The 24,086-nt window shown below is 73.0% G+C and carries 23 protein-coding genes and 1 tRNA gene; 13 read left to right on the top strand and 11 right to left on the bottom strand.

What is annotated here, in order from left to right; genetic code table 11:
* From ABD269_RS32805 to ABD269_RS32795, 3 genes are all read left to right on the top strand, one after another.
* Nucleotides 1–1,692, top strand: coding sequence for an AMP-binding protein (locus tag ABD269_RS32805; protein WP_344123868.1), 1,692 nt, complete (start codon nt 1–3; stop codon nt 1,690–1,692).
* Nucleotides 1,689–2,297, top strand: coding sequence for a TetR/AcrR family transcriptional regulator (locus ABD269_RS32800; protein ID WP_301888572.1), 609 nt, complete (start codon nt 1,689–1,691; stop codon nt 2,295–2,297). Before ABD269_RS32805 ends, ABD269_RS32800 begins: the two co-directional genes overlap by 4 nt.
* Nucleotides 2,298–2,380: 83 nt before the next feature.
* Complete coding sequence (locus tag ABD269_RS32795; protein ID WP_344123866.1) at nt 2,381–2,692, top strand: hypothetical protein; 312 nt, start codon at nt 2,381–2,383, stop codon at nt 2,690–2,692.
* A gap of 57 nt (nt 2,693–2,749) precedes the next feature.
* On the opposite strand, the gene ABD269_RS32790 is transcribed toward ABD269_RS32795, so the two are convergent.
* The 4 genes from ABD269_RS32790 to ABD269_RS32775 all read right to left on the bottom strand — a co-directional run bounded on the left by ABD269_RS32790 (nt 2,750) and on the right by ABD269_RS32775 (nt 6,624).
* Nucleotides 2,750–3,982: an acyl-CoA dehydrogenase family protein gene (locus ABD269_RS32790; protein WP_344123864.1), complete on the bottom strand. Its 1,233-nt coding sequence runs from the start codon at nt 3,980–3,982 to the stop codon at nt 2,750–2,752.
* A 5-nt stretch (nt 3,983–3,987) separates the two neighbouring features.
* The gene (locus ABD269_RS32785) at nt 3,988–5,010 is read right to left on the bottom strand and encodes a phosphotransferase family protein (protein WP_301888576.1); all 1,023 of its coding nucleotides are present in this window, start codon (nt 5,008–5,010) and stop codon (nt 3,988–3,990) included.
* 145 nt (nt 5,011–5,155) lie between these two features.
* Nucleotides 5,156–6,097, bottom strand: a complete 942-nt coding sequence (locus ABD269_RS32780) for an MBL fold metallo-hydrolase (RefSeq protein ID WP_344123861.1) — start codon at nt 6,095–6,097, stop codon at nt 5,156–5,158.
* Nucleotides 6,098–6,183: 86 nt separating this feature from the next.
* Entirely contained in the window at nt 6,184–6,624 is a 441-nt protein-coding gene (locus ABD269_RS32775) for a MarR family winged helix-turn-helix transcriptional regulator (RefSeq protein WP_301888578.1), read from the bottom strand.
* Nucleotides 6,625–6,758: 134 nt separating this feature from the next.
* Here ABD269_RS32775 and ABD269_RS32770 point away from each other — a divergent pair, with 134 nt between their 5' ends.
* Both ABD269_RS32770 and ABD269_RS32765 read left to right on the top strand, forming a co-directional pair.
* Nucleotides 6,759–8,252, top strand: a complete 1,494-nt coding sequence (locus tag ABD269_RS32770) for an MFS transporter (protein ID WP_301888579.1) — start codon at nt 6,759–6,761, stop codon at nt 8,250–8,252.
* A 34-nt stretch (nt 8,253–8,286) separates the two neighbouring features.
* Nucleotides 8,287–9,213, top strand: coding sequence for an NADP-dependent oxidoreductase (locus tag ABD269_RS32765; protein WP_344123858.1), 927 nt, complete (start codon nt 8,287–8,289; stop codon nt 9,211–9,213).
* Between the two features lie 233 nt (nt 9,214–9,446).
* Here the strand turns inward: ABD269_RS32765 and ABD269_RS32760 are convergent, their stop codons facing one another.
* Both ABD269_RS32760 and ABD269_RS32755 read right to left on the bottom strand, forming a co-directional pair.
* The gene (locus ABD269_RS32760) at nt 9,447–9,968 is read right to left on the bottom strand and encodes an NUDIX domain-containing protein (RefSeq protein ID WP_301888581.1); all 522 of its coding nucleotides are present in this window, start codon (nt 9,966–9,968) and stop codon (nt 9,447–9,449) included.
* Between the two features lie 156 nt (nt 9,969–10,124).
* A complete protein-coding gene (locus ABD269_RS32755; protein WP_301894548.1) occupies nt 10,125–11,009 on the bottom strand; it encodes a DMT family transporter in 885 nt (294 codons plus the stop codon).
* A 428-nt stretch (nt 11,010–11,437) separates the two neighbouring features.
* On the opposite strand from ABD269_RS32755, the gene ABD269_RS32750 reads away from it, so the two are divergent.
* Both ABD269_RS32750 and ABD269_RS32745 read left to right on the top strand, forming a co-directional pair.
* The gene (locus ABD269_RS32750) at nt 11,438–12,391 is read left to right on the top strand and encodes a hypothetical protein (RefSeq protein ID WP_344123854.1); all 954 of its coding nucleotides are present in this window, start codon (nt 11,438–11,440) and stop codon (nt 12,389–12,391) included.
* A 50-nt stretch (nt 12,392–12,441) separates the two neighbouring features.
* Nucleotides 12,442–13,965 carry an APC family permease gene (locus ABD269_RS32745; RefSeq protein ID WP_344123852.1) on the top strand — a complete coding sequence of 508 codons (1,524 nt, stop codon included), beginning with the start codon at nt 12,442–12,444 and terminating at the stop codon, nt 13,963–13,965.
* Nucleotides 13,966–13,993: 28 nt separating this feature from the next.
* Here ABD269_RS32745 and ABD269_RS32740 read toward each other — a convergent pair whose 3' ends face one another.
* Nucleotides 13,994–14,398, bottom strand: coding sequence for a (2Fe-2S) ferredoxin domain-containing protein (locus tag ABD269_RS32740; RefSeq protein ID WP_301888587.1), 405 nt, complete (start codon nt 14,396–14,398; stop codon nt 13,994–13,996).
* Nucleotides 14,399–14,466: 68 nt separating this feature from the next.
* Between ABD269_RS32740 and ddaH the strand changes: the two genes are divergently transcribed.
* Entirely contained in the window at nt 14,467–15,258 is a 792-nt protein-coding gene (ddaH, locus tag ABD269_RS32735; protein ID WP_344123849.1) for a dimethylargininase, read from the top strand.
* Nucleotides 15,259–15,304: 46 nt separating this feature from the next.
* Here ddaH and ABD269_RS32730 read toward each other — a convergent pair.
* A tRNA-Leu gene (locus ABD269_RS32730) sits at nt 15,305–15,392 on the bottom strand.
* A 229-nt stretch (nt 15,393–15,621) separates the two neighbouring features.
* Here ABD269_RS32730 and ABD269_RS32725 point away from each other — a divergent pair.
* The 3 genes from ABD269_RS32725 (at nt 15,622) to ABD269_RS32715 (ending at nt 18,419) form a co-directional block, all read left to right on the top strand.
* Nucleotides 15,622–16,956 carry a M20/M25/M40 family metallo-hydrolase gene (locus ABD269_RS32725; protein ID WP_344123847.1) on the top strand — a complete coding sequence of 445 codons (1,335 nt, stop codon included), beginning with the start codon at nt 15,622–15,624 and terminating at the stop codon, nt 16,954–16,956.
* Nucleotides 16,957–17,086: 130 nt separating this feature from the next.
* Entirely contained in the window at nt 17,087–17,320 is a 234-nt protein-coding gene (locus ABD269_RS32720) for a chaplin (RefSeq protein ID WP_344123845.1), read from the top strand.
* Nucleotides 17,321–17,462: 142 nt separating this feature from the next.
* Nucleotides 17,463–18,419: a chaplin gene (locus ABD269_RS32715; protein ID WP_301888602.1), complete on the top strand. Its 957-nt coding sequence runs from the start codon at nt 17,463–17,465 to the stop codon at nt 18,417–18,419.
* A 76-nt stretch (nt 18,420–18,495) separates the two neighbouring features.
* Here the strand turns inward: ABD269_RS32715 and ABD269_RS32710 are convergent, their stop codons facing one another.
* A complete protein-coding gene (locus ABD269_RS32710) occupies nt 18,496–18,684 on the bottom strand; it encodes a DUF5703 family protein (protein WP_116210913.1) in 189 nt (62 codons plus the stop codon).
* A 47-nt stretch (nt 18,685–18,731) separates the two neighbouring features.
* Between ABD269_RS32710 and ABD269_RS32705 the strand changes: the two genes are divergently transcribed.
* On the top strand, nt 18,732–19,475 hold the full coding sequence (locus ABD269_RS32705) for a hypothetical protein (RefSeq protein ID WP_301888605.1): 744 nt from the start codon (nt 18,732–18,734) through the stop codon (nt 19,473–19,475).
* Nucleotides 19,476–19,542: 67 nt separating this feature from the next.
* On the opposite strand, the gene ABD269_RS32700 is transcribed toward ABD269_RS32705, so the two are convergent.
* Together ABD269_RS32700 and ABD269_RS32695 are read right to left on the bottom strand one after the other, a co-directional pair.
* Nucleotides 19,543–21,858, bottom strand: coding sequence for a helix-hairpin-helix domain-containing protein (locus ABD269_RS32700; protein WP_425573030.1), 2,316 nt, complete (start codon nt 21,856–21,858; stop codon nt 19,543–19,545).
* Entirely contained in the window at nt 21,855–22,838 is a 984-nt protein-coding gene (locus ABD269_RS32695; protein ID WP_301888609.1) for an aldo/keto reductase, read from the bottom strand. The genes ABD269_RS32700 and ABD269_RS32695 overlap by 4 nt, the downstream gene beginning before the upstream one ends.
* A gap of 160 nt (nt 22,839–22,998) precedes the next feature.
* On the opposite strand from ABD269_RS32695, the gene ABD269_RS32690 reads away from it, so the two are divergent.
* A complete protein-coding gene (locus ABD269_RS32690) occupies nt 22,999–24,048 on the top strand; it encodes an LLM class F420-dependent oxidoreductase (RefSeq protein WP_344124072.1) in 1,050 nt (349 codons plus the stop codon).
* Nucleotides 24,049–24,086 lie beyond the last annotated feature (38 nt).

The following is a 24,086-nucleotide window of genomic DNA, read 5'->3' as shown; positions in this document are numbered from 1 at the left end:
ATGGCCCCCTCCTACCGGGACGCGCCCTGGCTCGCGCGCCTCAGCCCCGCCCAGCGGGTCACCGGCACCCCGCCGCCCACCGTCCTGCACGCCTTCCGCGCCACCGTGCGGCGCGCCCCGGACCGGTGTGCGCTCGCCTACTTCGACGGGCGGCTGACCTACCGGCAGACCGACGAGCTGTCCGGCGCGCTCGCGGGCCGGCTCGCGGCCTCCGGCTTCCGGCGCGGCGACCGGGCAGCGGTCATGCTCCAGAACACCCCGCACTTCGTGCTCGCCGTCCTCGCCGTGTGGAAGGCCGGCGGCACCGTCGTCCCCATGAACCCGATGTTCAAGGCGGGCGAGGTCCGGCACATCCTCGACGACTCCGGGGCCACCGCGCTGATCTGCGGGGACCGGGCCTGGGCGGACTTCCTGCGGGAGGCCGCGGCCGGCTCGGCCGTCCGCACCGCGCTCACCGCCTGCCCGTTCGGCCTCCAGACGCGCGACGACGCCCGGGTGCTGCGCGGCGAGCGCATGCCGCCGCCCGACGGCGCCGAGGACCTGCTGACCGTCGCGCGCTCCGGGGCCCGCCCGCCCGCCGACCCCGGCCTCGGCCCCCAGGACCCCGCCCTCATCAGCTACACCTCGGGCACCACCGGTGCCCCCAAGGGCGCCGTCAACACCCATGGCAACATCGCCCACAACGCCGAGCGGGCACGCATCGGCTCCGGACTGCCCGACGGATCCACCTACTTCGCGCTCGCCCCGCTCTTCCACATCACCGGCATGGTCGCCGAGCTCGGCTCCTGCCTGGTCAACGCGGGCACGCTCGCGCTCGCCCACCGCTTCGAGGCCGGCGTGGTGCTCGACGCGTTCCTGGAACACCGCCCCGCCTACACCATCGGCCCCGCCACCGCCTTCATGGCCCTCATGGCACAACCCGGCGCCGGCCGCGACCACTTCGCGTCCTTCCACCTGGTCTCCTCCGGCGGCGCGCCGCTGCCGCCCGCCCTGGTGGAACGGTTCCGCACCGCCTTCGGCCACTACCTCCACAACGGCTACGGCCTCACCGAGACCACCGCCACCACCGCCTCCGTCCCGCCCGGCACCGAGGCCCCGGTCGACCCCGCCTCCGGCACCCTGGCCGTCGGCGTGCCCGGTCCGGGGACACTCGTGCGCATCGTGGACGAGCGCGGCGCCGAGGTGCCCTTCGGCGGCCACGGCGAGATCGTGGTCAGCGGCCCCCAGGTCGTCCCCGGCTACTGGCGGCGCCCCGGCGCCACCGACGCCGCCCTCCCCGGCGGGGAACTGCGCACCGGCGACATCGGTTTCATGGACCCCGACGGCTGGCTGTACGTGGTCGACCGCAAGAAGGACATGATCAACGCCGCCGGGTTCAAGGTCTGGCCCCGCGAGGTCGAGGACATCCTCTACGCCCACCCCGCCGTCCGGGAGGCGGCCGTCGTCGGGGTGCCGGACGACTACCGCGGCGAGAGCGTCAGGGCGTACGTCAGCCTCCGCCCCGGCACCGCGCCGCAGGCGGCGGAACTGATCGCGCACTGCCGGGAGCGGCTCGCCGCGTACAAGGCCCCGCGCGAGGTGCGGATCCTGGCGGACCTGCCGAAGACGACCAGTGGCAAGATCCTCCGCCGGGAGCTGCGCGACGACGCCGCGGGCCGGGCACGACAAGGGAAGACAGGTGGCGGCGCATGACCAGGACGGTGACGGCCGGAACGACGGACGGCGGCGCGAGACCCGTGCCGCAGCGGCTGCTGGCCGCCGCCACCCGGCTCTTCGCGGACCAGGGCTACGACCGCACGTCCGTCCAGGAGATCGTCGAGGCGGCGGGCGTCACCAAGGGCGCCCTCTACCACTACTTCGGCTCCAAGGACGACCTGCTGCACGAGGTCTACGGCCGGGTGCTGCGCCTCCAGCAGGAGCGGCTCGACGCCTTCGCGTGCGCGGACGCGCCCGTGGAGCGCCGGCTGCGCGACGCCGCCGCGGACGTCGTGGTCACCACCATCGAGAACCTCGACGACACGAAGATCTTCTTCCGCTCGATGCACCACCTGGGCCCGGAGAAGCACAAGCAGGTACGGGCCGAACGGCGCCGCTACCACGAGCGCTTCCGCGCCCTGGTCGAGGAGGGCCAGCGCGTGGGCGTCTTCAGCGCGGCCACCCCCGCGGACCTCGTGGTCGACTACCACTTCGGCTCCGTCCACCACTTGGCGAACTGGTACCGCCCGGACGGCGCCCTGACCGCGGCCCAGGTGGCGGACCACCTGGCGGACCTGCTGCTGCGCGCCCTGCGCCCCTGAAGCGTGTCGTGCGGGGCCGGACGTCGTTGAGCGGACGAAGGGCTTTCGGCCCATTCGTCCGCTGTCGAGAAAAAGGATCAGGGATGCGCCTTTTCCGTCCTGTCGTCGTCGCCCTCGCGGGGCTCGCCCTCGCCCTGACCGTGCCCACGGGCCCGGCCGTCGCCTCGGAGGGCCAGTTCTCCTGGGTGGGCCCCAAGGGCAAGCCCTTCTTCGTCGATAACCCGCCGGACGGCAAGTGCCTGACGATGAGTCAGGAGGCCCGCAGCCCGTACAACGGGACGGCGGGCCCGGCCACCGTCTACGCCGGCAAGAAGTGCGACGGGACCTCGCACCGCCTCGCCCACGGCAAGCGGGCCGACGCGACGTTCTCCAGCGTGAGGTTCGGCGCGCACTGACGCTGTCGCCTCGGCCGCCGGGCGGGACGGTCCCGTCCCGTCCGGCGGCCGAGGAGCTCAGACGTACCGCTTCAACTCCCGCCGCGCCAGCGACCGCTGGTGGACCTCGTCCGGCCCGTCCGCCAGGCGCAGCGTCCGCGCCGCGGCCCACAGCTCCGCCAGCGGGAAGTCCTGGCTCACGCCGCCCGCCCCGTGCAGCTGGATCGCCCGGTCGATGATGCCCACCACCGTCCGCGGTGTCGCGATCTTGATGGCCTGGATCTCCGTGTGCGCGCCGCGGTTGCCGACCGTGTCCATCAGCCACGCCGTCTTGAGCACCAGCAGCCGCAGCTGCTCCACGGCGACCCGGGAGTCCGCGATCCACTCCTGGACGACGCCCTGCCGGGCGAGCGGCTCGCCGAAGGCCGTACGGGAGACCGCCCGCCGGCACATCAGCTCGATGGCGCGCTCGGCCATGCCGATCAGCCGCATGCAGTGGTGGATCCGGCCGGGGCCCAGGCGCGCCTGGGCGATGGCGAAGCCGCCGCCCTCCTCGCCGACGAGGTTCGCCGCGGGGACGCGCACGCCGTCGAGGACGATCTCCGCGTGGCCGCCGTGGGCGTGGTCCTCGAAGCCGTAGACCCGCATCGCGCGGCGGATCTCCAGGCCGGGCGCATCCCGGGGGACGAGGACCATCGACTGCTGGCGGCGCGGATCCGCGCCCTGCGGGTCCGTCTTCCCCATGACGATGAAGATCTCGCAACCGGGGTTCATGGCGCCGGAGATGTACCACTTGCGGCCGGTGATGACGTAGTCGTCGCCGTCCCGCTCGATCCGCGTCTCGATGTTCGTCGCATCCGAGGACGCCACCTCCGGCTCCGTCATCGCGAACGCCGACCGGATCTCGCCCGCGAGCAGCGGCTCCAGCCACCGCTTCTTCTGCTCCTCGGTGCCGAACTGGGCGAGCAGCTCCATGTTTCCCGTGTCGGGCGCGGCGCAGTTGAGCGCGGTCGGCGCGAGGTGCGGGCTGCGGCCGGTGATCTCGGCGAGCGGCGCGTACTGGAGGTTGGTCAGCCTCGCCCCGTACTCCGCGTCCGGCAGGCTGTGCTGGTTTACAAAGAACAGATTCCACAGTCCCCGCCGCCGCGCCTCCGCCTTCAGCTCCTCGACGACCGGGGGAGTGTCCCAGGGGGAGGCGAGCGCGGCCCGCTGCTCCTCGGCGGTCGCCTCCGCGGGGTGGACGTGCTCGTCCATGAAGGCCAGCAGCTCGCCGCGCAGCTCTTCCGTACGGGCGTCGAATGCGAAGTCCATGGTGCTCAGCCCTCCTGAAGGGTGGTGAGTCCGTTGTCGATGAAGAGCGGTACGAGCTGCCCGATCCGGTCGAAGCCCGGCCCGACGGTCTGCCCGAGGGTGTAGCGGTAGTGGATGCCTTCGAGGATCACGGCGAGCTTGAAATAGGCGAAGGCGGTGTACCAGGGCAGCGCCGAGACGTCGCGGCCCGACCCGGCCGCGTACCGCTCGACCAGCTCGGCCGGCTCCGGGTGGCCCGGGGCGTCGCGGGTGGTGGAGATGGGCGAGCCGGGCACGGGCCGCTGCTCGCTGTACATCACCAGCAGCCCGAGGTCGGTCAGCGGATCGCCGAGGGTGGACATCTCCCAGTCGAGTACCGCCCCGACGCTGTCGTCGGCGCCGACGAGGACGTTGTCGAGGCGGTAGTCGCCGTGCACGACCGTGGGTGCGGGCGAGGCGGGCAGCGCCTTGGCCAGCGCCGCGTGGAGCTCGTCGATGCCGGGCAGCTCGCGGCTGCGGGAGGCGTCGAGCTGCTTGCCCCAGCGCCGCAACTGCCGCTCCAGGAAGCCCTCCGGCCGCCCGAAGTCGCCGAGTCCGACCGCGGCCGGGTCGACGGCGTGCAGCTGTACGAGGGTGTCGGCGAGGCCCAGCACGACCCGTCGGGTCCGCTCCGGGCCGAGCGCGCCCAGCTGCCCGGCCGTGCGGTACGGCGTGCCGGTCACGAACTCCATGACATAGAACGGCGCTCCCACGACGCTCTCGTCCTCGCACAGCAGCAGCGCCCGCGGCACGGGCACGGGCGTCGGGTGCAGCGCGCTGATCACCCGGTGCTCGCGCCGCATGTCGTGGGCGGTGGCCAGCACGTGCCCGAGCGGTGGCCGGCGCACCACCCAGCGGCCGGTGCCGTCGGTGACGGCGTAGGTGAGGTTGGAGCGGCCCCCCTCGATCAGCTCGGCGCTCAGCGGCCCGCGCACCAGCCCCGGGAGCTCTCGCTCCAGGTGCCCGCGCAGCCGGTCCAGGTCGAGTCCTGGGGGATTGCCCTTGCTCATCGAGTGCTCCTCCATGGGGAATTGAGCCCGCGGACGCGTGAGGAGCCGGGGCCGCGGCGGGCGCGGCACCGGTCCGGGATCATCATGCCGACCGGTCGGTATGCCGTCCAGACCCCCTGGCGGCAAACCGCCACCGGGGTGCGGGTCAGGCGTGGCAGACGAGGGGCTGTCCGCCGTTCATCGTCCTCATGTCGCCGAGCACCAGGGGCAGGTCAAGCTGGGCCCCCAGCGGCAGGCCGTCGAGCTCGGCGTACGCGCGGTGCAGATTGCCCACCAGCCGCTCGCTCTCGTGCAGCTGCGCGAACTCGCCGAGGTCCGCGCGGCGGGCGGCCTCCAGGGGCGTGCGGCCGGCGGCGTGCTCGGTCGCGGCGAGGTCCTGGAGCCAGCGGAAGTAGCGTTCGAGCACGTCGTAGACGCCCGGGTCGGTGACCGGGCCGTGTCCCGGCACGACCGTCTCGGCGTCCAGGCCCCGCAGCAGCTCCAGGGCGCGCAGCGACCCGGCGAGGGAGCCCATCGGGATGAAGGGGGTGCCGCCGTTGAAGACGAGGTCGCCGGTGAAGACGATGCCCTGCTCGGGCAGGTGGACGACCGTGTCGCCGATGGTGTGCGCCGGGCCCGGGTGGATCAGCCGCGCCTCGATGTCACCGACGTGCAGGGTGAGCGAGTCGGCGTAGGTGACGAAGGCGGGGGTGATGGCGATGTCGCCGTAGTCGACCCAGGGCCACTGGCCGTGCAGCTGGAAGCCCACGGCCAGGGTCTCCTCGCGGCAGCCGGTGTGCCCGATGATCGTGGCCTCGGGGAAGACGCAGTTGCCGTAGGTGTGGTCGCCGTGGTGGTGGGTGTTGACGACGGTCGTGGGCGGCGCCGCGCCGTGCGCCGTGGCCGTGTCGCGGAGCAGCCGGGCGCGCCGCTCGGTCGCGGCCGTGTCGATCAGCGCCGTGCGGCCGCCGGAGCCGATGATCCCGGCGTTGTTGAGGCACCAGCCGCCGTCGGGCTGGACGAACGCGCGGACACCCGGGGCGAGATCGACGGTGTACGGCTCCGTCGCTTCGGTGCCGGTGGGCGACGCGGTGGTGTTGGTGGACATCGAAGGGCCTCCCCTCGCCGTCCGCGCGGGGTGCGCGGATCGGACTGCCCGTCAGAATACGGGCGCGAGGTGATCAAGGGTGCGGTTCAGCCCCGCCGCTCCATGCCCGGCCGGAGCCGCTCCAGCAGACCGTAGAGCGTCGTGCGCTCCTCCTCGTCCAGGGCGTCGAGGGCGGTGTGGGTGGCCTGCATCTCGGCCCGCACGCGGCGGATGGTCTCGTGGCCCTCGTCGGTGGCCACCACGTTCTTCACCCGCCGGTCGGCCGGGTCGGGCTCGCGGCGCACGAGCCCGCGCGCCTCGAGGCGGTCCACGATGCCGGTGACGTTGGAGGCGTCGCAGACCAGCAGGGTGGCCAGGCCGCGCATCGGGACCGGGCCCTTGAGCTGGGCGAGGAGCTTGGCCTGCACGGAGGTGAGGCCCTGGCGGGCCGCGGCGGTGGCGAAGTCCTGCCACTGGGCGGTGCCGAGCGCCGCCACCAGTTCCAGGAGCTGGGTCTTCGTCGGGGGCTGCGGGGAGGTGGCGGTCATGCCTCGAGTCTACTCAAGAGCTTGAGGTAATGAAACATTAACTTGACTACCTGAAGTATCTGGGCCTAGCCTTCCCTGGTTGCTTGACGATCTCAAGCATCAACGTCGTGAAGCAATCCGGAGGATTCCCCAGCATGAGCTCCCCAGCCCCCGCCACCGAGGGCGGAAGACGCAACGAGACGGTCATCGTCTTCGCCCTGAGCCTCGCCGCCATGGTCGTCTCGATGATGCAGACCCTGGTCGTGCCGATCCTCGGCCTCATCCAGAAGGACCTCGGCACGACCTCGGCCAACGTCAGCTGGGTCACGACCGCCACCCTGCTCTCCGCCGCCGTCTTCACCCCGCTGCTCGGCCGCTTCGGCGACCAGCACGGCAAGAAGAAGACGCTCGTCGGCGTGCTGATCGTGATGGTCGCGGGCTCCGTGCTCGCCGCCGTCACCCACTCCCTGCTGTGGCTGATCGTCGGCCGGGTGCTCCAGGGCGCCGCCACCGCGATCTTCCCGCTCGCGCTCTCCGTGCTGCGCGAGGAGGTGCGCCCGGCCAAGCTGCCCGGCGCCATGGCCATGGTCAGCGGCACCCTCGCCTTCGGCAGCGGCCTCGCGCTCGTCGCCACCGGCCTGCTCACCTCCGGCGACAACCCCGACTACCGCAGCGCCTTCTGGCTGGCCACCGGCCTCGCCGCGCTCGCCCTGATCGCCGTCGTCTTCCTCGTGCCCGCCACCCGGCAGACCACCGGCGGCCGCACCGACGTACTCGGCGCGCTCAGCCTCGCCGCCACGCTCGTCCTGCTCCTGCTGCCCATCACCCAGGGCCACGAGTGGGGCTGGTCCTCCGCCCGTACGATCGGCTGCTTCGTCGGCGCCGTCGTGATGGCCGCGGTGTGGACGCTCGTCGAGCGCAAGGTGAGCGAGCCGCTGGTCGACATGAAGATGTTCGCCCACCGCCCGGTGCTCTTCGCCAACCTCTCCGGCCTGCTCGTCGGCTTCGGCTCCTTCGCCCTCTTCATCGGCGTCTCCTACCTCGTGCAGATGCCCTCGAAGATCGCGGGCTACGGCTTCGACGCCAGCGTCCTGCGCGCCTCCGTCGAGTTCCTGCTGCCCAGCACCATCGTGTCGCTGCTCGCCGCCCCCGTCGGCGGCCAGCTCGTCCGCCACAAGGGCCCGCGCCTGGTCCTGCTGCTCGCCTCGCTCTTCGGCACCGCGGGCTTCGCGTGGATCACCCTCGACCACGACCACGCGTTCTCCGTCATCGCCGCCGGCATCCTCGTCGGCGCGGCCATCAGCTTCGGCTACGCCGCGATGCCCGCCGTGATCGTCTCCAGCGTGCCGCACCACCAGACCGGCATAGCCAACGGCATCAACTCCATCTCCCGCTCCACCGGCAGCGCCATCGGCAGCGCGATGATCACCACGGTGCTGGCCTCCAAGAGCATCGAGCACCTGCCGCCGGGCGCCCCCAAGCTGCCCGCCGAGAGCCAGTTCACGCTGACCTTCGTCATCGCGGGCGTGGCGCTCCTGCTGGTCGCCGTCGTCGCCGGGCTGGGGCTGCGCAAGATCCACACCCTGCGCTCCGAAGTGGCGGGCCACGCCCCCGCGAAGGACGCTGAGACCGCGCGCGCCACCGCCTGACCCGCCTCCCACACCCCCCGCAAGGAGCACCACCATGAAGGCCATCAGCTACCGGAGCTACGGAGGACCCGAGGTCCTGGAGTACGGCGAGCTGCCCGACCCCAAGGTCGGCCCCGACTCCGTCCTGGTCAAGGTCAAGGCCGCGGCCGTCAACCCCGTCGACTGGAAGGCGCAGGCCGGCTACCTCGACGGGGCCCTGGACGCCGTCTTCCCGGTCGTCCCCGGGTGGGACGTGTCCGGCGTGGTGGTGCAGCCCGGCGCCGACGTCCAGGAGTTCGCCGTCGGCGACGAGGTCATCGGCTACGTCCGCGAGGACTTCCTCTCCCGCGGCACCTTCGCGGAGTACGTCGCCGCACCTGTACGGACCCTCGCCCGCAAGCCCGCCAACCTGACCTTCGAGCAGGCCGCCGGCCTCCCGCTCGCCGGCCTCACCGCCTACCAGTCGCTGGTCAAGGCGCTCCGGGTCGCACAGGGGCAGACCGTGCTGATCCACGCGGCGGCCGGGGGCGTCGGCTCCATGGCCGTCCAGATCGCGAAGCACCTGGGCGCGCGGGTCATCGGCACCGCGAGCGAGCGCAACCACGACTACCTCCGCGGCCTCGGCGCGGAGCCGGTCGTCTACGGGGACGGGCTGGCCGACCGCGTACGGGCCCTGGCCCCGTCCGGCGTCGACGCCGTGCTCGACCTCGCGGGCGGCGAGGCCCTCACCGTCTCCCCGGGCCTCCTCGCCGAGGGCGGCCGCCTCGCCTCCATCGCCGACCCGTCCGTCCTCGGCCTCGGCGGCCGCTACGTCTTCGTCCGCCCCGACCCGTCCGACCTCACGGCCCTGACGGAACTGGCGGAGAGCGGCGCGCTCACGGTCGAGGTGGCGGAGGTCTTCCCCCTGGAGAAGACGGCCGCCGCGCAGCGGCTGAACGCGGAGGGACACACGCGGGGCAAGATCGTGGTGACGGTTCCGTAGCACGGCAGTGTGCGGACGGGGGACCCGTGTTCGGGTGCGGCCCGGCGGGTTTGTTTCCCCAGCCCCGCCCCTTCCCGGCTGCATCCGATATGCGGCTCCGCCGCGTGAGGGGCTCCGCCCCAGACCCCGAAGCACGCTTCGCGCGCTGTCCTCAAACGCCGGACGGGCTGAATTCAGCCCGTCCGGCGTTTGAGGACGCGGCCGCAGGCGGCAACGGCGAGTTGCCCTCCCGGTCAAAAACCCTCGCGCAGCAACCGATAAGCCGCCAAACCATCCGGCACCCAATCCCACTCCGCGAGCCGATCCTCCAGCTCCCCCTCGGAGAGAAACGTGTGCCACGCCACCTCGGCCACCTGGGGCGAGACGGCCGCCGCATCGCAGCGGACCTCGTACACCGCCGACCACCACGACTGCCCCGGCGCCTCGTAGAGGAAGCGGAAGAGCGGGGTCGGGGCGGGCAGGCCGCTGACGCCCAGTTCCTCCTCCGCCTCGCGGAGGGCCGCCTCGTCGTAGGACTCGCCCGCCCCGACGACGCCGCCCACGAACATGTCGTAGCAGGAGGGGAAGACGAGCTTGTGCGCGGTGCGGCGGTGGACGAAGATCCGGCCCTGCGCGTCCCGGGCCCGCACGAAGACGCAGCGGTGCCGCAGCCCCCGCGCGTACGCCTCGCCGCGCGGCGCCCGGCCCACCACCCGGTCCTGCTCGTCCACGATGTCCAGCACTTCGTCCGCGGGCTGCGGCTGCAGATCGGTCATGCGCATATCCAACCAGCGGCCGCGACGGGTTGGAATGCGCCCACATCAGCCATATCCAGCCCGTCCGGCGTTTGAGGACGCGCCCGCAGGGCGCTCCCGCCGCAGGCGGCAACGGACCCGCACCCGGAAACGAATCCGCCGGCAAAGCACAGCGGATCAGTGGGGCTGAAGATCCCGCACCCGATTCGGCTCCGCCGATCCGGACGGCATCGCCGGATGCCGTCCGATCAGCACGATGCCGACCACGATCGCGACCAGCCCCGCCGCCTGCCAGGCCAGCGCCCCCGGCGTCGTCCGCAGCCGGTCGCCCAGGAAGCCCACGCCGCAGGCGATGCCGGCCAGCGGCTGGGCCGCGGTCAGGGCGGGCAGCGACAGCCGCAGCGGCGCCGTCTCGAAGGCGCTCTGCACCAGGACCAGCGCCGTGACGCCGAGCACGAGCACCCCGTACGGCTGCCAGCTCACCAGCAGCGAGGTCCAGCCGTCGTGCGCGAGGCGCTGGCCGCTGACCCGGGTGAGGGCGTCCTGCACGCCGTAGAGCAGGCCCGCCGCCACCGCCAGCAGCGCCGCCTCCACGCTCATCCGCAGCCGCTTGGAGACCGTCGCGAGCAGCAGCGCCGAGCCCACCATCAGGCCGATGATCAGCCAGTGCCGCAGCGGGTCGGTGACCGTGTCGCCGCCGTGCGGGCGGCCCGCGACGATGAAGGCCGTCACCCCGCCGGCCAGCAGCCACAGCCCGCACCAGCCCGTGGCGCCCAGCGGCTGCCGGGTGCGCCAGCGCGACAGGGCCATGGCGAACAGCAGGTTCGTCGCCAGCAGCGGCTCCACCAGGGAGACCTCGCCCCGCCCCAGCGCGATCGCGCCGAGCACCATTCCGGCGATCATCAGTGCGATGCCGACCAGCCACTGCGGCATCCTGACCAGGTCGAGCAGCAGCCGGATGGAGAGGAAATCGCTCATCGGGGCCCGCTGCGCCGCGCTCTGCTGGTAGACGAAGCCGACCCCCAGGCAGCAGGCGGCACTCACGGCGAAGGCGAAGACCATCACGTCGCGCACCTCAAGACCACTGGGTCGTAGGGGACTTGACAGAAAAACGATAGCCGCCCCGTGGGCGGTGTGACGGCCGGGTACCCGTCTTTCGGCCGCTCATTCCCTCCCGCGTTCCCTCCAATGGCGTATAGAACGCATGTGCGAAAAATGCCCTTCCGGTCACGTCTCCACCGTACGTCCGGGCGGCCGCGGGCGTACCCTGATCCCGGCGAGCCGCCCGACCGCAACCCGATCTGACGGGGTGTGAGTTGAGGTGCTGTCAGTTCCAAGATCACCCTTGACTCGGAGCCGTGACTACCGCTTTGCTGTGCGTGACCGATGTGATGGGCCGGTGGCCGGCCGGTGATCGGTTCAGTGGTTGGTTCGCGGACGCCTCGCGCGGGCGCCGGGAGGGGACGCACGCCCGTGGAGGAAGCCCGCCGATGACGCCCCCACCCTTGGGCCGCCCCCGGAACAAGGACGGACCGGCTTTCGACCCCGCCCTGGACGACACCGAACTCGCCGCCGTGCGCGACGCCCTCGCCCGCGGCCGCTGGACCGAGGCCCGCAGGCTCCTCGCCGAGACCGGCGAGGACTGGGACCGCCGCGGCCACCGCCTCGTCGTCCTCGCCGAGGGCGCCGCCAGCAGCGCCTGGGCCCGGGAGTGGCAGCTCGCCGAGCCCGACAGCCCCGACGCCGCGGCCCTCCTCGCCTGCGCCACCGTCTGCCGGGCCGTCCGGGGTCAGGAGATCCCCGAGGTGGCGCGCGCCGCCTGCCTCACCGCGGCCAGGATGGCCCCCGCCGACCCCACCCCCTGGCTCGGCATCCTCATCCTCGCCCGCCGCACCGGCACCGACGACGAGCGCGTCCGCGCCTTCGACCAGGTGCGCGCCCGCCACCGGGACCACCACCACGCCCACCACCTCATGGCCGCCTGCCTCGCCGAACACCAGACGGGCGACCGCGACGACCCCCTCCACGAGGTCTACGACTTCGCCTCCTGGGCCGCGGAACAAGCCCCCGCCGACTCACCCCTGGCCGTGCTCCCCGTCGTCGCGCACGCCGAGCGCTACCGCGTACTCGCCCGCGCCGGCGTCGAACCCCACGACCCCGCGCGCTCCGGGCACTGGGCCACCCGCCGGGCCCGCCAGGTCATGAAGGCCGCCTTCGACTGGTGGCTCGAATGGGACGTCGACGACGGCACGGCCCACCCCCGCCGCAAGGTCGACCTCAACTACCTCGCCCACGCCAAGCTCCACGAAGGCCGCCCGGCCGAGGCGGCCGCCCTCCTCACCCGCATCGGCCCGCACGCCACCCAAGCCCCCTGGTCCTACCCCGACCAGGACGCGCGCAAGGCGTTCCGGGCCGCCCGCCGGGCCGCGCTCGGCTCGGCCTGAACCCCGCCGCGCACGACCCCGCTCACCTCCATGGGAAGGACGACCCCGCCATGCCGACGGGCACGACGAGCGAGATCAGCACATTCAAGGGCCAGGAGAGACGGCTGCGCGCCGACCGGATAGGGCTGGCCGGCCTCCTGCTGTCCGTGGTCGCCGCCAGCGCGCCCCTGATGGTGACGGCGGGCGTCATGCCCACCACGTACGGCACGATGGGCATCGTCGGCCAGCCCCTGCTCTTCGTCATCCTCGGCGTGGTGCTCACCCTCTTCAGCTTCGGCTATGCCGAGATGAGCCGCCACGTCCACAACGCCGGCGCCTTCTACGCCTACATCGCCCGCGGCCTCGGCGGCACCGCCGGAGCCGCCGCCTCCGTCGTCGCCCTGGTCGCCTACAGCGCCCTCCAGTTCGGCATCTACGGCATCTTCGGCTTCGAGCTCGCCGGCCTCCTCGACAAACACCTGGGCATCAGCATCGCCTGGTGGGTGCCCGCGCTCGCCGCCGTCCTCGCCGTCGGCGTCCTCGGCTGGCTGAAGATAGACCTCAACGCCAAGGTCCTCGGCGCCCTCCTGCTCGTCGAGTGCGTCATGGTCGTCGTCTTCGACTTCGCGGGCATCGCCAGCCCCGGCAAGGAAGGGGTCTCCTTCCACGCCTTCGACCCCACGACCCTCGGCGGCGGCGGCCTCGGCACCGCCCTCTGTTTCACCATCGCCGCCTTCGTCGGCTTCGAACAGGCCGCCGTCTACGCCGAGGAGACCAGCAGGCCGCAGGTCGTCGTCGCCCGCGTGACCTTCCTCGCCGTCGGCTTCGTCGCCCTCTTCTTCGCCGTCAGCTCCTGGGCGCTCAGCGTCGCCGCCGGACCCGGCAGCGTCGTCGGCCTCGCCCGTGAGCAGGGCCCGAACCTCCTCTTCGCCCTCACCGAGGACCGGCTCGGCGGCGCCGTCGCCGACGTCATGCACGTCTTCTACGTGACCGGCATGTTCGCCGCCATGCTCAGCTTCCACAACGTCGTCGCCCGCTACGCCTTCGCCATGGGCCGCGAGGGCCTGCTGCCCGCCGCCATGGGCCGCACGACCAAGGGCAGCGGCGCGCCCGCCCACGGCTCACTGCTCCAGAGCGCCGTCTCGGTCCTCGCCGTCGTGCTCTTCGCGGTCACCGACGGCCGGCCCAACGGCGACCCGACCGCCCCCATACAGCGCCTCTTCACCTGGACCGGCAACGTCGGCGCCCTCGGCGTCATCGTGCTGATGGCCGCCGCGTCCGCCGCCGTCATCGCCTTCTTCGTGCGCCGCGGCGCGGCCCGCGCCCAGGCCCCCCGCCTCATCGCCTCCGGGCTCGCGGGCCTCGCCCTGCTCGTCATCGGTTGCTACGCCGTCAAGGACTTCGACGTCCTCCTGGGCGCCGACCCCGGCTCGCCCCTGCGCTGGATCCTGCCGGGCATCATCGGCGCGGCGGTCGTCGTCGGCATCTGCTTCGGCGTCGTCCTCAAATACCTGCGCCCCGCCGTCCACGCCGGCATCGGCCTCGGCAACCAGGCGTTCCAGCTGGAGAAGGCGGCGGCTTCCGAGACCGGCTGAACGCGGCGGGGCTCTCCGTCAGGGAGCCTCAGCCCTCCAGCGCCTTGCCCACCCGCCGCGACGCGGTGAACTCGTACAGGTCCAGCACCCCCGGCGGGTCGGCCAGCCCCGGCCCGCCGGACCGCACCCACGCCGCTATGTCCGCCAGCGCGTCGTCGTCGTTGACCAGCCCCAGCCACACCGGCCGGCCCCCGGCCGCCCGGCCCGCCGCCGACGGCTGCACGACCATCACATTCGCCTGGTCGCAGACGTCGAGGCACTCCGATGCCCGCACCTGAGCCGCGTCCCCGACCGCCGCCCGCAGCCGGGCCGTCTGCCCCGCGTGGTCGACGCCGGGCACCTTCCGCGGATCGCCGCAGCAGCAGCCGCGGCACACGGTGATCCGGCAGGGAGCGGTTTCCGGGGCGGCACGGCGGGCACGTTTCGAGATCATCAGCCAGATGATACGCACGGCCACCGCGCACGGCCGCACCGCTCAACACCCGTGGAGAGGAAGCCCGCATGCCCGGCAGAACGGCCCTGATACGCCGCCCAGGCCCCCGCCTCGCCGACGGCCTGGTCACCCACATCGCACGCGCGCCCGTCGACACCGCGCTCGCCCTGCGGCAGTGGGAGGACTACTGCCGGGCGCTGCGCGACCACGGCTGGCGGACCGTCGAGGTCCCGCCCGCCGACGACTGCCCGGACGCGGTGTTCGTCGAGGACGCCATGGTCGTCTTCCGCACCGCTGCCCTCATCGCCCGCTCCGGCGCGCCCTCCCGCCGCCCCGAGACCGCCGGTGCCGAGGAGGCCGCCGAAGCGCTCGGCCTCACCGTCCACCGCGTCCGCGCCCCCGGCACGCTCGACGGGGGAGACGTCCTCAAGATCGGCGACACGGTCTACGTGGGCCGGAGCGGGCGCACCGACGCCGACGGGATCCGCCAACTGCGCGCCGCCTTCGAACCGCTGGGCGCGCGCGTGGTGCCCGTGCCGGTGGAGAAGGTCCTCCACCTGAAGTCCGCGGTCACCGCGCTGCCCGACGGCACGGTCCTCGGCCACCCGCCCCTCGTCGGCGAACCGCCGGCCTTCGTGTTCCCCCGCTTCCTCCCCGTACCCGAAGAACCCGGTGCCCACGTCGTCCTCCTGGGCGGCCCCCACGTCCTCCTCTCGGCCAACGCCCCCCGCACCGCCGCCCTCCTCGCCGCGCGCGGCCTCCACCCGGTCCCGGTGGACATCGGCGAATTCGAAAAACTGGAGGGCTGCGTCACGTGCCTGTCGGTACGCGTACGGGACCTGCCGGACGCCGCGGGCTGACCGCCGAATACAAGAAGGACCCCAGCTGAGCTGGGGTCCTTCTTTGTGGTGTCCGAGGGGGGACTTGAACCCCCACGCCCGATAAAGGGCACTAGCACCTCAAGCTAGCGCGTCTGCCATTCCGCCACCCGGACCAGGTGTTTTGTCTTCCGGGCTGTTCCCCTTCCGACGAGGAAAACAATACCAAAGATCTGGAGTGCTCGATCACGCGGTCGCTCGCGTACCCCGGGCGGTCGTGACGGGCGTATGTCGGCGGCATTGCGGCCTTGGGCTGCGGAGACGGGAGAGAGAGGATGGCGGAGGACCCACGCCGTGGGCCGCCCGGCAGCGGGCGGGACGCGGCAGCGAACCAGAGGAGGCAGCGTGAGCGAGTCGAAGCCGGTCGATGGCGGGCCGGGCAGGAGCGCCGAGGACGAGGTCGTCGATCTGTGCCGCGATCTGATCAGGATCGACACCAGCAACTACGGCGACCACTCCGGGCCGGGCGAGCGCGCCGCCGCCGAGTACGTCGCGGAGAAGCTCGCCGAGGTCGGGCTGGAGCCGCAGATCTTCGAGTCCCACAAGGGGCGGGCCTCGACCGTGGCCCGGATCGAGGGCGAGGACCCGTCGCGGCCCGCCCTGCTCATCCACGGCCACACCGACGTCGTGCCGGCCAACGCCGAGGACTGGACCCACCACCCCTTCGCGGGCGAGATCGCGGACGGCTGCCTGTGGGGGCGCGGCGCGGTCGACATGAAGGACATGGACGCGATGACGCTCGCGGTCGTCCGCGACCGGATGCGCTCCGGGCGCAAGCCCCCGCGGGACGTCGTGGTCGCCTTCCTCGCCGACGAGGAGGCCGGAGGTGTCTACGGCGCCCGCTATCTCGTGGACAAGCACCCCGGGCTCTTCGAGGGCGTCACCGAGGCGATCAGCGAGGTCGGCGGCTTCTCCTTCACGGTCAACGAGAACCTGCGCCTCTATCTCGTCGAGACCGCCCAGAAGGGCATGCACTGGATGCGGCTCACCGTGGACGGCACCGCCGGGCACGGTTCGATGACCAACAAGGACAACGCGATCACGGAGCTGTGCGAGGCCGTCGGGCGGCTGGGGCGGCACGAGTTCCCGGTTCGGGTGACCAAGACCGTGCGGTCCTTCCTCGACGAGCTGTCCGACGCGCTCGGCACCCCGCTCGACCCGGAGGACATGGAGGCCACGCTGGCCAAGCTCGGCGGCATCGCCAAGATGGTCGGCACGACCCTGCGGAACTCCGCTGCCCCGACGATGCTCGGCGCGGGCTACAAGGTCAACGTGATCCCGGGCCAGGCCACCGCGCACGTCGACGGGCGCTTCCTGCCGGGCTACGAGGAGGAGTTCCTCGCCGACCTCGACCGGATCCTCGGGCCGCGGGTCAGGCGTGAGGACGTGCACGCGGACAAGGCGCTGGAGACGAGCTTCGACGGCGCCCTGGTCGACGCCATGCAGACCGCGCTGCGCGCCCACGACCCGATCGCGCGTGCCGTTCCGTACATGCTCTCGGGCGGCACCGACGCCAAGTCGTTCGACGACCTCGGCATCCGGGGCTTCGGGTTCGCCCCGCTCCAGCTTCCGCCGGAGCTGGACTTCGCCGGAATGTTCCACGGCGTGGACGAGCGAGTGCCGCTGGAGGGCCTGAAATTCGGGGCACGGGTGCTCGACCGATTTCTCGATGAGAGCTGAAACCTCGCAAATCTGTGCTGAGTTAACCGAAAAGTGTGAACGATCATAGGGTTGCGTAGCCCGATTACCTCCTCGTCGTTACAGGTGTGCGGTCCGCGGCTGGGACCGCATTGCCAACAAGGAGGAACCAATGCTCAAGAAGGTTGCCGCTGCTGCGGCTGCCACCGGTGGTCTCGTGCTCGCGGGTGCGGGTATCGCCGCTGCCGACGCGGGTGCCCAGGGCGCTGCGGTGAACTCGCCCGGCGTCGTCTCCGGCAACGTGATCCAGGTCCCCGTTGAGGTCCCCGTGAACGTTTGCGGTGACTCGATCAACGTCGTCGGGCTGCTGAACCCCACCTTTGGCAACAAGTGCGTCAACGAGTGACGTTGTGCCTCAACCCGTAAGGGTGTGAAGGCGGCTCCGGAGTGCGCACGCCTGCGCTGCTCCGGGGCCGCTGGACTTTCGCGCGTGGGTATTGATCCCGTGCGCATCCCGCAAGAAGGTCTAGAGAGGCAGTACAGAACTCATGCGACACGTGACCAAAAAGAGCCTGATCAGTGTGGCGGCCGCCACCGGTGTCATCGCCATGACCGGTGGTATCGCCAGCGCGGATTCCGGCGCCCGTGGTGCCGCGGTGAACTCGCCGGGCGTCGCGTCCGGCAACACCGTGCAGGTCCCCGTGCACGTCCCGGTCAACGCCTGTGGCAACACCGTGACCGTGATCGGGGCCCTCAACCCGGCCGTGGGCAACCACTGCCTCAACGGCGGGGTCGGCCACGGCCACCAGGGCCACGGAGGCAGCGGCCACGGTGACCGTGACCACGACCACGGCAAGGGCGGGCACAACGGCCACGGTGGCTCGGGTGCCCAGGGCACGAGCGTCGGTTCGCCCGGCGTGATCTCCGGGAACACCGCGCAGGTGCCCGTGAACGTGCCGATCAACGCCTGTGGCAACAGCGTCAACGTCGCCGGCGTCGGCAACTCCGCCAGCGGCAACGACTGCGTCAACAACGGTGGCCACGACCACCGTGGGTGGGACAACGGCGGGGAGCACAAGCCGCCGCACGAGCCGGGCAAGCCGGGGGAGCACCAGCCCCCCTGCGACGACGACCACGGCCACAAGCCGCCGGCCGGTCACCACCCCGGGGACCACCACCCCGGTGACCACAAGCCGCCGGCCGACCACACGCCCGGCAGCCACAAGCCGGACGAGCACGGCCCGGCCCAGCACCCGGGCGGCCACAAGCCGACCGACGTGCACCCGGCGCACCTCACTCCGGCCGGTCACCACACCCCGGCCACCGCGGTGAAGCCGGTGCGCAAGGAGGCCGGCGTCCTCGACGTCGCCGCCGCCCCGGTCACCAAGGCCGCCCAGCTCGCGCACACCGGCGCGGGCCAGCTCGGGATGGCCGGTGCCGCCAGCGCCGGTCTGCTGCTCGGCGGCGCGGTGCTCTACCGCCGCGCGCGCTCCGCGCAGAACTGATCCGGGCACACAGCGCTGACCGCACCGTCAGCACGGAGCGGGCCCCGCAGCAGCGGGGCCCGCTCCGTTCGTGCCTTCACCACGTCGCGCGCAGTTGGCGGATGATCCGGCGGCGCAGCCGCACCTTGCGGCTGCCGTCGGGGTAGAGACGCAGTCGGTCCAACTCCCAGTGTCCGTACTCGGCGTGATCGGTCAGCAAGCGTGTGGTCGCCCCTCGGGAGACACCCCGCGGCACATACACATCACAGAATTCGTATTCCGGCATCGCATCTATTGTGCGGGAACCGGCCCGGTGCGGATAGCGTCTGCACTATGTCTGATGCTGCGCAGCCATCCGCTGCCGAGGTACGCGCCGCCGCCGAGGCGGTCAAAGCCGCGCTGGACCGTCACCTCGACGCCGTCGAACGCCGGTCCGGGGAGGACGACCCGGCCGTCTACGCCGCGTTCAACGAGCTGGCCGCGACAGCCGAGGCGTACGACGAGCTGCTCTACGACGTCTACGACGAGGTCACGCCCTTCGAGATCCCCGGCGACGACACCCTGCCGGCCTATGCCGGGCCGGAGGAGCCGAGTGCGCTGAGCGTCCTGATCCGCCGGGACTACGCGGTGGTCGAGCCCCCGCGGCTGCTCGCCCAGGCGCAGCGGGTCGCCGACCTGGATCCGGACGTCGACGCGGACGCCCCCGGCAGCACGGCGGGCGTCGTCGGCAGCAGCGTGCACGCCGCGCTCGGCGTGCTCTTCGGCGAGTACGAACCGGACGAGATCGCCTCCCGGCACAAGGAGTTCGGCCTGGAGGAGGGCGACTCCACGCTCTGGGTCGCCGCGGCCGACCGCCCCGCCGAACCGGGGGACTGGCTGGGCGCCCCCTTCGACCAGGCGGACCCCCAGCGGGTCATCTGCCGCTTCGACGTCAGTGCCGTCTTCGACGAGGAGACGGACCCCGACGAGGACGGCCTCGACGACGAGGACGCCCTGGACGAGGACGCCTTGGACGACGGCACCCTCGACGACGAGGGCGGCGGCGTACGGGGCCGGGGGACCGCGCCCCGGGGCTGAACCGCGGCCACCCCGCGTGCCGTACGGGTTCCGGGCACTCACCCGGAACCCGTACGCACGCCCTCGGTCAGGCGGGCTGGTTCTGGGCGCGCAGCAGGGACTTCAGCCGGGTCGTCCGCTCCTTCGCGGGGACCTCGGCCACGGCGCGGGGCAGGGCCTGGTCCACCCCCTGCACCACCGACAGGTGGCGCTCCGCCCTGCCGAAGGCCGTGTAGACCCACGACCTCGTCAGCGTCCGGGCGGCGTCGCCCGGCAGCACGACCACGGCCGCGGGCCACCGCATCCCGACCGCCTGGTGGGCGGTGACGGCCCAGCCGTGCCGCACGGCCCGGCCGACGAGCTCCTTGGGCACGACCACGGGCGTGCCCGCGCAGTCCAGGTGCAGCCCCTCGGCGTCCGCGGAGACCACCGTGCCGGGGAGCATGCGGCCGGGGGCCGGGACGTACGCCACGCGGTCGCCCGGGTCGAAGCCGCCGAACCGGCCGGGCCCGGGGTTGAGCCGCTCCTTCAGCGCCGCGTTGAGGGCGCGGGTGCCCGCGGGGCCGCCGTGGCCCGGCGTGATGACCTGGGTCTGCTCGGCCGGCACGCCGATGGCCCGGGGGACGGAGTCCGCGACGAGCTGCACCGTGCGGTGCACGGCCTCGCCCGGGTCCCGGACCGGGACGGTCACGACCTCCTTGCCGGGGGCCTCCACCTGGTTCAACTCGCCGATGCCGATGCCCGAGACGAGCTCGCCGATCGGGCCCGGGTCCGGGGTGCGGGAGACGACGGCGGGGCACGCCTGGGCGGCCACCACGTCGGCGAAGACCCGGCCCGGGCCCGCCGACCACAGCACGCCCGGGTCGCCGCTCAGCACCAGCCGGGTGCCGTCCGCCAGGGACTCCACGAGCATGGCCGCCGTCTCGACGTCGAGCTGGGGGGCGTCCAGAACGGCGAGCACATCGAGGGCGAGCGAGCCGTCGGCGTCACGGCCGGGACCCTCCAGGCCGGACAGCAGCCCCGCGACGGTCACCGCCGCGGCCTCACCGGGGCCGTGCGCCCGCTGCTTCCCGCTCTCGGCGTGCACGGCCACCCAGGCCCGCAGCCCGACGGCGCGCGCCGCGCCGGCCAGCGCGACGACCTCGGCGCGAGCGGCTTCCCCGCCGCTGTGCGTCACCAGCCCGGCACCCGCGACGGCCCGGATCAACTCCTTGGCGGAGGCCGAGGCGTCGGCGGACGACGCGGCGTCGGCGAGGGCCTCCCAGCGGTGGGCCGCGGCGGCGGGATCGGCCGCGGGCGTGGCACTGTCCGTACCGTCGGCTCCCTCGCTCTCGTCGGTGGCCCGGGCGGGCTCCTCCTCGGCGCCGGCTCCCTCCGGCCCGGAGCGCGGCCCGAACGTGCTGATCAGTCGCGTCAGGCCGTCGGCGAGGCTCTCCTCCGCCATCGCGCAGCGATCCAGCCCCAGGAGCACGCGGACCGGCGTCTCCGGCTCCTCGCCGTCCTCGGCGGCCCCCGCGCCCCGCGCACCGGTCGGCGGGGTCTCCAGCGCCTCCTGGAACACCAGCACCGCGCCCTCGGCGATGGCGCTCTGGAGCGCCTCGTCCGCATCCGGCACCGCGTGCCGGGAGAGGGCCTCGCGCAGGGTCGCCGCCTCCAGCACCGTGTGCCCTTCGAGCGCGGCGCGCTCCAGCAGCCAGACGGCCAGGGCCACGGCCCGGCGCTCGTCACCGGGGCCGCACTCCGCGCCCAGCAGCGCCCGTGCGAAGCCGTCGGCCTGCTCGGGGCGCACGCCCTGGACGGCCAGCAGCTGCCAGGGGTCCTCCCGCAGGACCGCGGCCGCCTGCTCACCCAGCGCGTCGACCGCCTGCGCGGCCAGCTGCTCCGGGGCGCCTCCGGCGGCGAGCACCTCCCGTACGCCACCGAGCCCTTCGGCGAGAGCGGCGTCCGACAGCGGACCGCGCGGGGCGGCGACGGTGGGCCGGACGACGGTGGGGCCCGCCGCGGGCGCGCCCGCGGCCGGTCCTGCGGGCTTGCGGGCGGCGGGCGCCGGGCGGCTCGGCGCGGTGAAATACGAGGCGGCCGACCGCTCGCCGCTCTCCACGGCCCGCACCGCGGCGGCCAGCGCCTCGGCGACGGCGGACCGCTTCCCCGGGTCGGCGGCAGGGCCACCCTGCGCCTCACCGGAGCCGGAACTGGGTCCGGAGCCGGAACTCTCGGTGGGCGACGCCTCGGCGGTGGCCGCATTGCCCTCGCCCGTCACCTCGGCGCCCTGTGCCGCGTCCCCCGGAGCTGCGTCCCCCGAACCCGCGTCAGCCGGAGCCGCGTCGGGTGACGGTGTGCCACGGGACCCCAGGGGCTCCTCCTCCTGGGGGTCCGGCGAGGCGGGGCGGGGGTCGGTGCTCACAGGGTGCTCCAGTCCTGATCGGGGTAGCGGTGCACAGGGGCCGACACGTCGTCGAGCGCCTGGCAGATCTCGTCCGGAAGCGTAAGCGCTTCCACTGACAATGCCGCTCTGAGCTGCTGCTCGTTGCGCGCGCCGACGATCGGGGCGACCACGCCGGGCCGGTCCCGCAGCCATGCCAGGGCCACCTTCAGGGGCGTCGTGGCGAGCCCGTCGGCCGCCGTGGCGACGGCGTCCACGACGCGCCCCGCGGGCTCGTCGAGATACGGGGCGACGAAGGGGGCCAGATGCTCGGACGCGCCCCGGGAGTCGGCGGGGGTCGCGTGGCGGTACTTGCCCGTCAGCACGCCCCGGCCGAGCGGAGAGGACGGCAGGATCCCGATGCCCAGGTCGAGCGCGGCGGGCAGCACCTCGCGCTCGATGCCCCGCTGGAGCAGCGAATACTCCATCTGTGTGCTGGCCAGCCGCGTCCGGACGCCGGGCGCGGCCAGCTGCCAGGTGGCCGCCTTGGCGAGCTGCCAGCCGCAGAAGCCCGAGACGCCGGCATAGCGGGCGCGCCCGCTGCTGACGGCCATGTCGAGCGCCTGCAGGCTCTCTTCGAGAGGGGTGTACGGGTCGAAGGCGTGGAGCTGCCACAGGTCGACGTGATCCGTGCCGAGCCGCTCCAAGGACGCGTCGAGCGCGTCGAGCAGATGGCCCCGCGAGCCGTCGAACCGCCGGTCGGCGTCGAGGACGCTGCCGGACTTGGTCGCGATGACCAGGTCGCGGCGCGGCACCAGATCCTCCATCAGCCGGCCGAGCAGATACTCGGCGCCGCCGTCCGCGTAGACGTCCGCGGTGTCGATGAGCGTGCCGCCCGCCTCCCAGAACGTCTTGAGCTGGTCGGCGGCGTCGGCCTCGCCGGTGTCCCGCCCCCAGGTGAGCGTGCCCAGCCCGATCCGGGATACCCGCAGGCCCGTGCGGCCCAGATGCCTTTGCTCCATGAGCGCTGAGGTTACTGGCCGCGGCGCGGCCCGTGTCCGCCTGTGGACAACTCCCGGCGGCTGCCTGTGGACAACTCACCGATGACGTAACCCGGGTCGGCGCGCTACAGTCCCCGGAACAACGACGTTACTGATGGGTAAGGGGATCGGCATGAGTCGAATGAGGCTCGGAATCAACCTCGGCTACTGGGGAGCCGGGATGGACGCCGACAACCTCGAGGTCGCCCGCGAGGCGGACCGCCTCGGCTACGCGGTCTGCTGGGCCGCCGAGGCGTACGGCTCCGACGCGCCCACCGTCCTGTCCTGGGTCGCGGCACAGACCGAGCGGATCGACATCGGTTCGGCGATCTTCCAGATCCCGGCCCGTACGCCCACGATGACCGCGATGACCGCCGCCACCCTCGACTCGCTCTCCGGCGGCCGGTTCCGGCTCGGCCTCGGCGTCTCCGGCCCGCAGGTCTCCGAGGGCTGGTACGGCGTGAAGTTCGACAAGCCGCTCGCCCGCACCCGCGAATACGTCGACATCGTCCGCAAGGCCATGTCCCGCGAGCGCGTCACCCACGACGGGGACCACTGGACCCTCCCGCTCCCCGGCGGCCCCGGCAAGCCCATCAAGCTCACGGTCCACCCCGTGCGCGAGCGCATCCCGCTCTACATCGCCGCCATCGGCCCCAAGAACCTCGAGCAGACCGGTGAGATCGCCGACGGAGCCCTCGTCGTCTTCTTCGCCCCCGAGCACGCCGAGGAGACCACCCTGGGCGCGCTGCGCGCGGGCCGCGCCAAGGTCGGCAAGGACCTCGACGGCTTCGACCTGGCCCCGACCGTCCCCATGGCCGTCGGCGACGACGTCGGTGCCCTCGCCGACCTCTTCCGCCCCTACACCGCCCTCTACGTCGGTGGCATGGGCAGCGCCAAGCAGAACTTCTACAACAAGCTTGCCCAGCGCATGGGTTACGAGAAGGCGGCCGCCGAGATCCAGGAGAAGTACCTCTCCGGGGACAAGGAGGGCGCCGCCGCGGCCGTACCGCGCGAGCTGATCGACTCCACCGCCCTGCTCGGGCCCGTCGAGCGCATCGCCGACCGCATGCAGGCCTACGCCGACGCCGGGGTGACCACCCTGTCGCTGGCCCCCGCGGGCTTCACCCTGGACGAGCGGATCGCGAGCCTGCGCGCCGGAGTCACCGCCCTGGAGCGGGCCGGACTGGCATAGCCGCGCGGGGGGTTGGAGGAATCGGAACTGCGGCCGTG

The organism is Streptomyces blastmyceticus, assembly GCF_039521185.1.
Classification (GTDB): Bacteria; Actinomycetota; Actinomycetes; order Streptomycetales; family Streptomycetaceae; genus Streptomyces; species Streptomyces blastmyceticus.
This window is presented reverse-complemented; position numbering and strand designations above follow the sequence as displayed.

Coding starts and splice junctions, on each gene's coding strand:
- ABD269_RS32715 (WP_301888602.1), top strand. CDS start 17,463: ATGCGACACGTGACCAAAAAGAGCCTGATCAGTGTGGCGGCCGCCACC.
- ABD269_RS32740 (WP_301888587.1), bottom strand. CDS start 14,398: ATGATCTCGAAACGTGCCCGCCGTGCCGCCCCGGAAACCGCTCCCTGC.
- ABD269_RS32760 (WP_301888581.1), bottom strand. CDS start 9,968: ATGACCGATCTGCAGCCGCAGCCCGCGGACGAAGTGCTGGACATCGTG.
- ABD269_RS32745 (WP_344123852.1), top strand. CDS start 12,442: ATGCCGACGGGCACGACGAGCGAGATCAGCACATTCAAGGGCCAGGAG.
- ABD269_RS32780 (WP_344123861.1), bottom strand. CDS start 6,097: ATGTCCACCAACACCACCGCGTCGCCCACCGGCACCGAAGCGACGGAG.
- ABD269_RS32790 (WP_344123864.1), bottom strand. CDS start 3,982: ATGGACTTCGCATTCGACGCCCGTACGGAAGAGCTGCGCGGCGAGCTG.
- ABD269_RS32775 (WP_301888578.1), bottom strand. CDS start 6,624: ATGACCGCCACCTCCCCGCAGCCCCCGACGAAGACCCAGCTCCTGGAA.
- ABD269_RS32695 (WP_301888609.1), bottom strand. CDS start 22,838: ATGGAGCAAAGGCATCTGGGCCGCACGGGCCTGCGGGTATCCCGGATC.
- ddaH (WP_344123849.1), top strand. CDS start 14,467: ATGCCCGGCAGAACGGCCCTGATACGCCGCCCAGGCCCCCGCCTCGCC.
- ABD269_RS32710 (WP_116210913.1), bottom strand. CDS start 18,684: ATGCCGGAATACGAATTCTGTGATGTGTATGTGCCGCGGGGTGTCTCC.
- ABD269_RS32795 (WP_344123866.1), top strand. CDS start 2,381: ATGCGCCTTTTCCGTCCTGTCGTCGTCGCCCTCGCGGGGCTCGCCCTC.
- ABD269_RS32800 (WP_301888572.1), top strand. CDS start 1,689: ATGACCAGGACGGTGACGGCCGGAACGACGGACGGCGGCGCGAGACCC.
- ABD269_RS32765 (WP_344123858.1), top strand. CDS start 8,287: ATGAAGGCCATCAGCTACCGGAGCTACGGAGGACCCGAGGTCCTGGAG.
- ABD269_RS32785 (WP_301888576.1), bottom strand. CDS start 5,010: ATGAGCAAGGGCAATCCCCCAGGACTCGACCTGGACCGGCTGCGCGGG.
- ABD269_RS32705 (WP_301888605.1), top strand. CDS start 18,732: ATGTCTGATGCTGCGCAGCCATCCGCTGCCGAGGTACGCGCCGCCGCC.
- ABD269_RS32720 (WP_344123845.1), top strand. CDS start 17,087: ATGCTCAAGAAGGTTGCCGCTGCTGCGGCTGCCACCGGTGGTCTCGTG.
- ABD269_RS32770 (WP_301888579.1), top strand. CDS start 6,759: ATGAGCTCCCCAGCCCCCGCCACCGAGGGCGGAAGACGCAACGAGACG.
- ABD269_RS32755 (WP_301894548.1), bottom strand. CDS start 11,009: ATGGTCTTCGCCTTCGCCGTGAGTGCCGCCTGCTGCCTGGGGGTCGGC.
- ABD269_RS32805 (WP_344123868.1), top strand. CDS start 1: ATGGCCCCCTCCTACCGGGACGCGCCCTGGCTCGCGCGCCTCAGCCCC.
- ABD269_RS32690 (WP_344124072.1), top strand. CDS start 22,999: ATGAGGCTCGGAATCAACCTCGGCTACTGGGGAGCCGGGATGGACGCC.
- ABD269_RS32750 (WP_344123854.1), top strand. CDS start 11,438: ATGACGCCCCCACCCTTGGGCCGCCCCCGGAACAAGGACGGACCGGCT.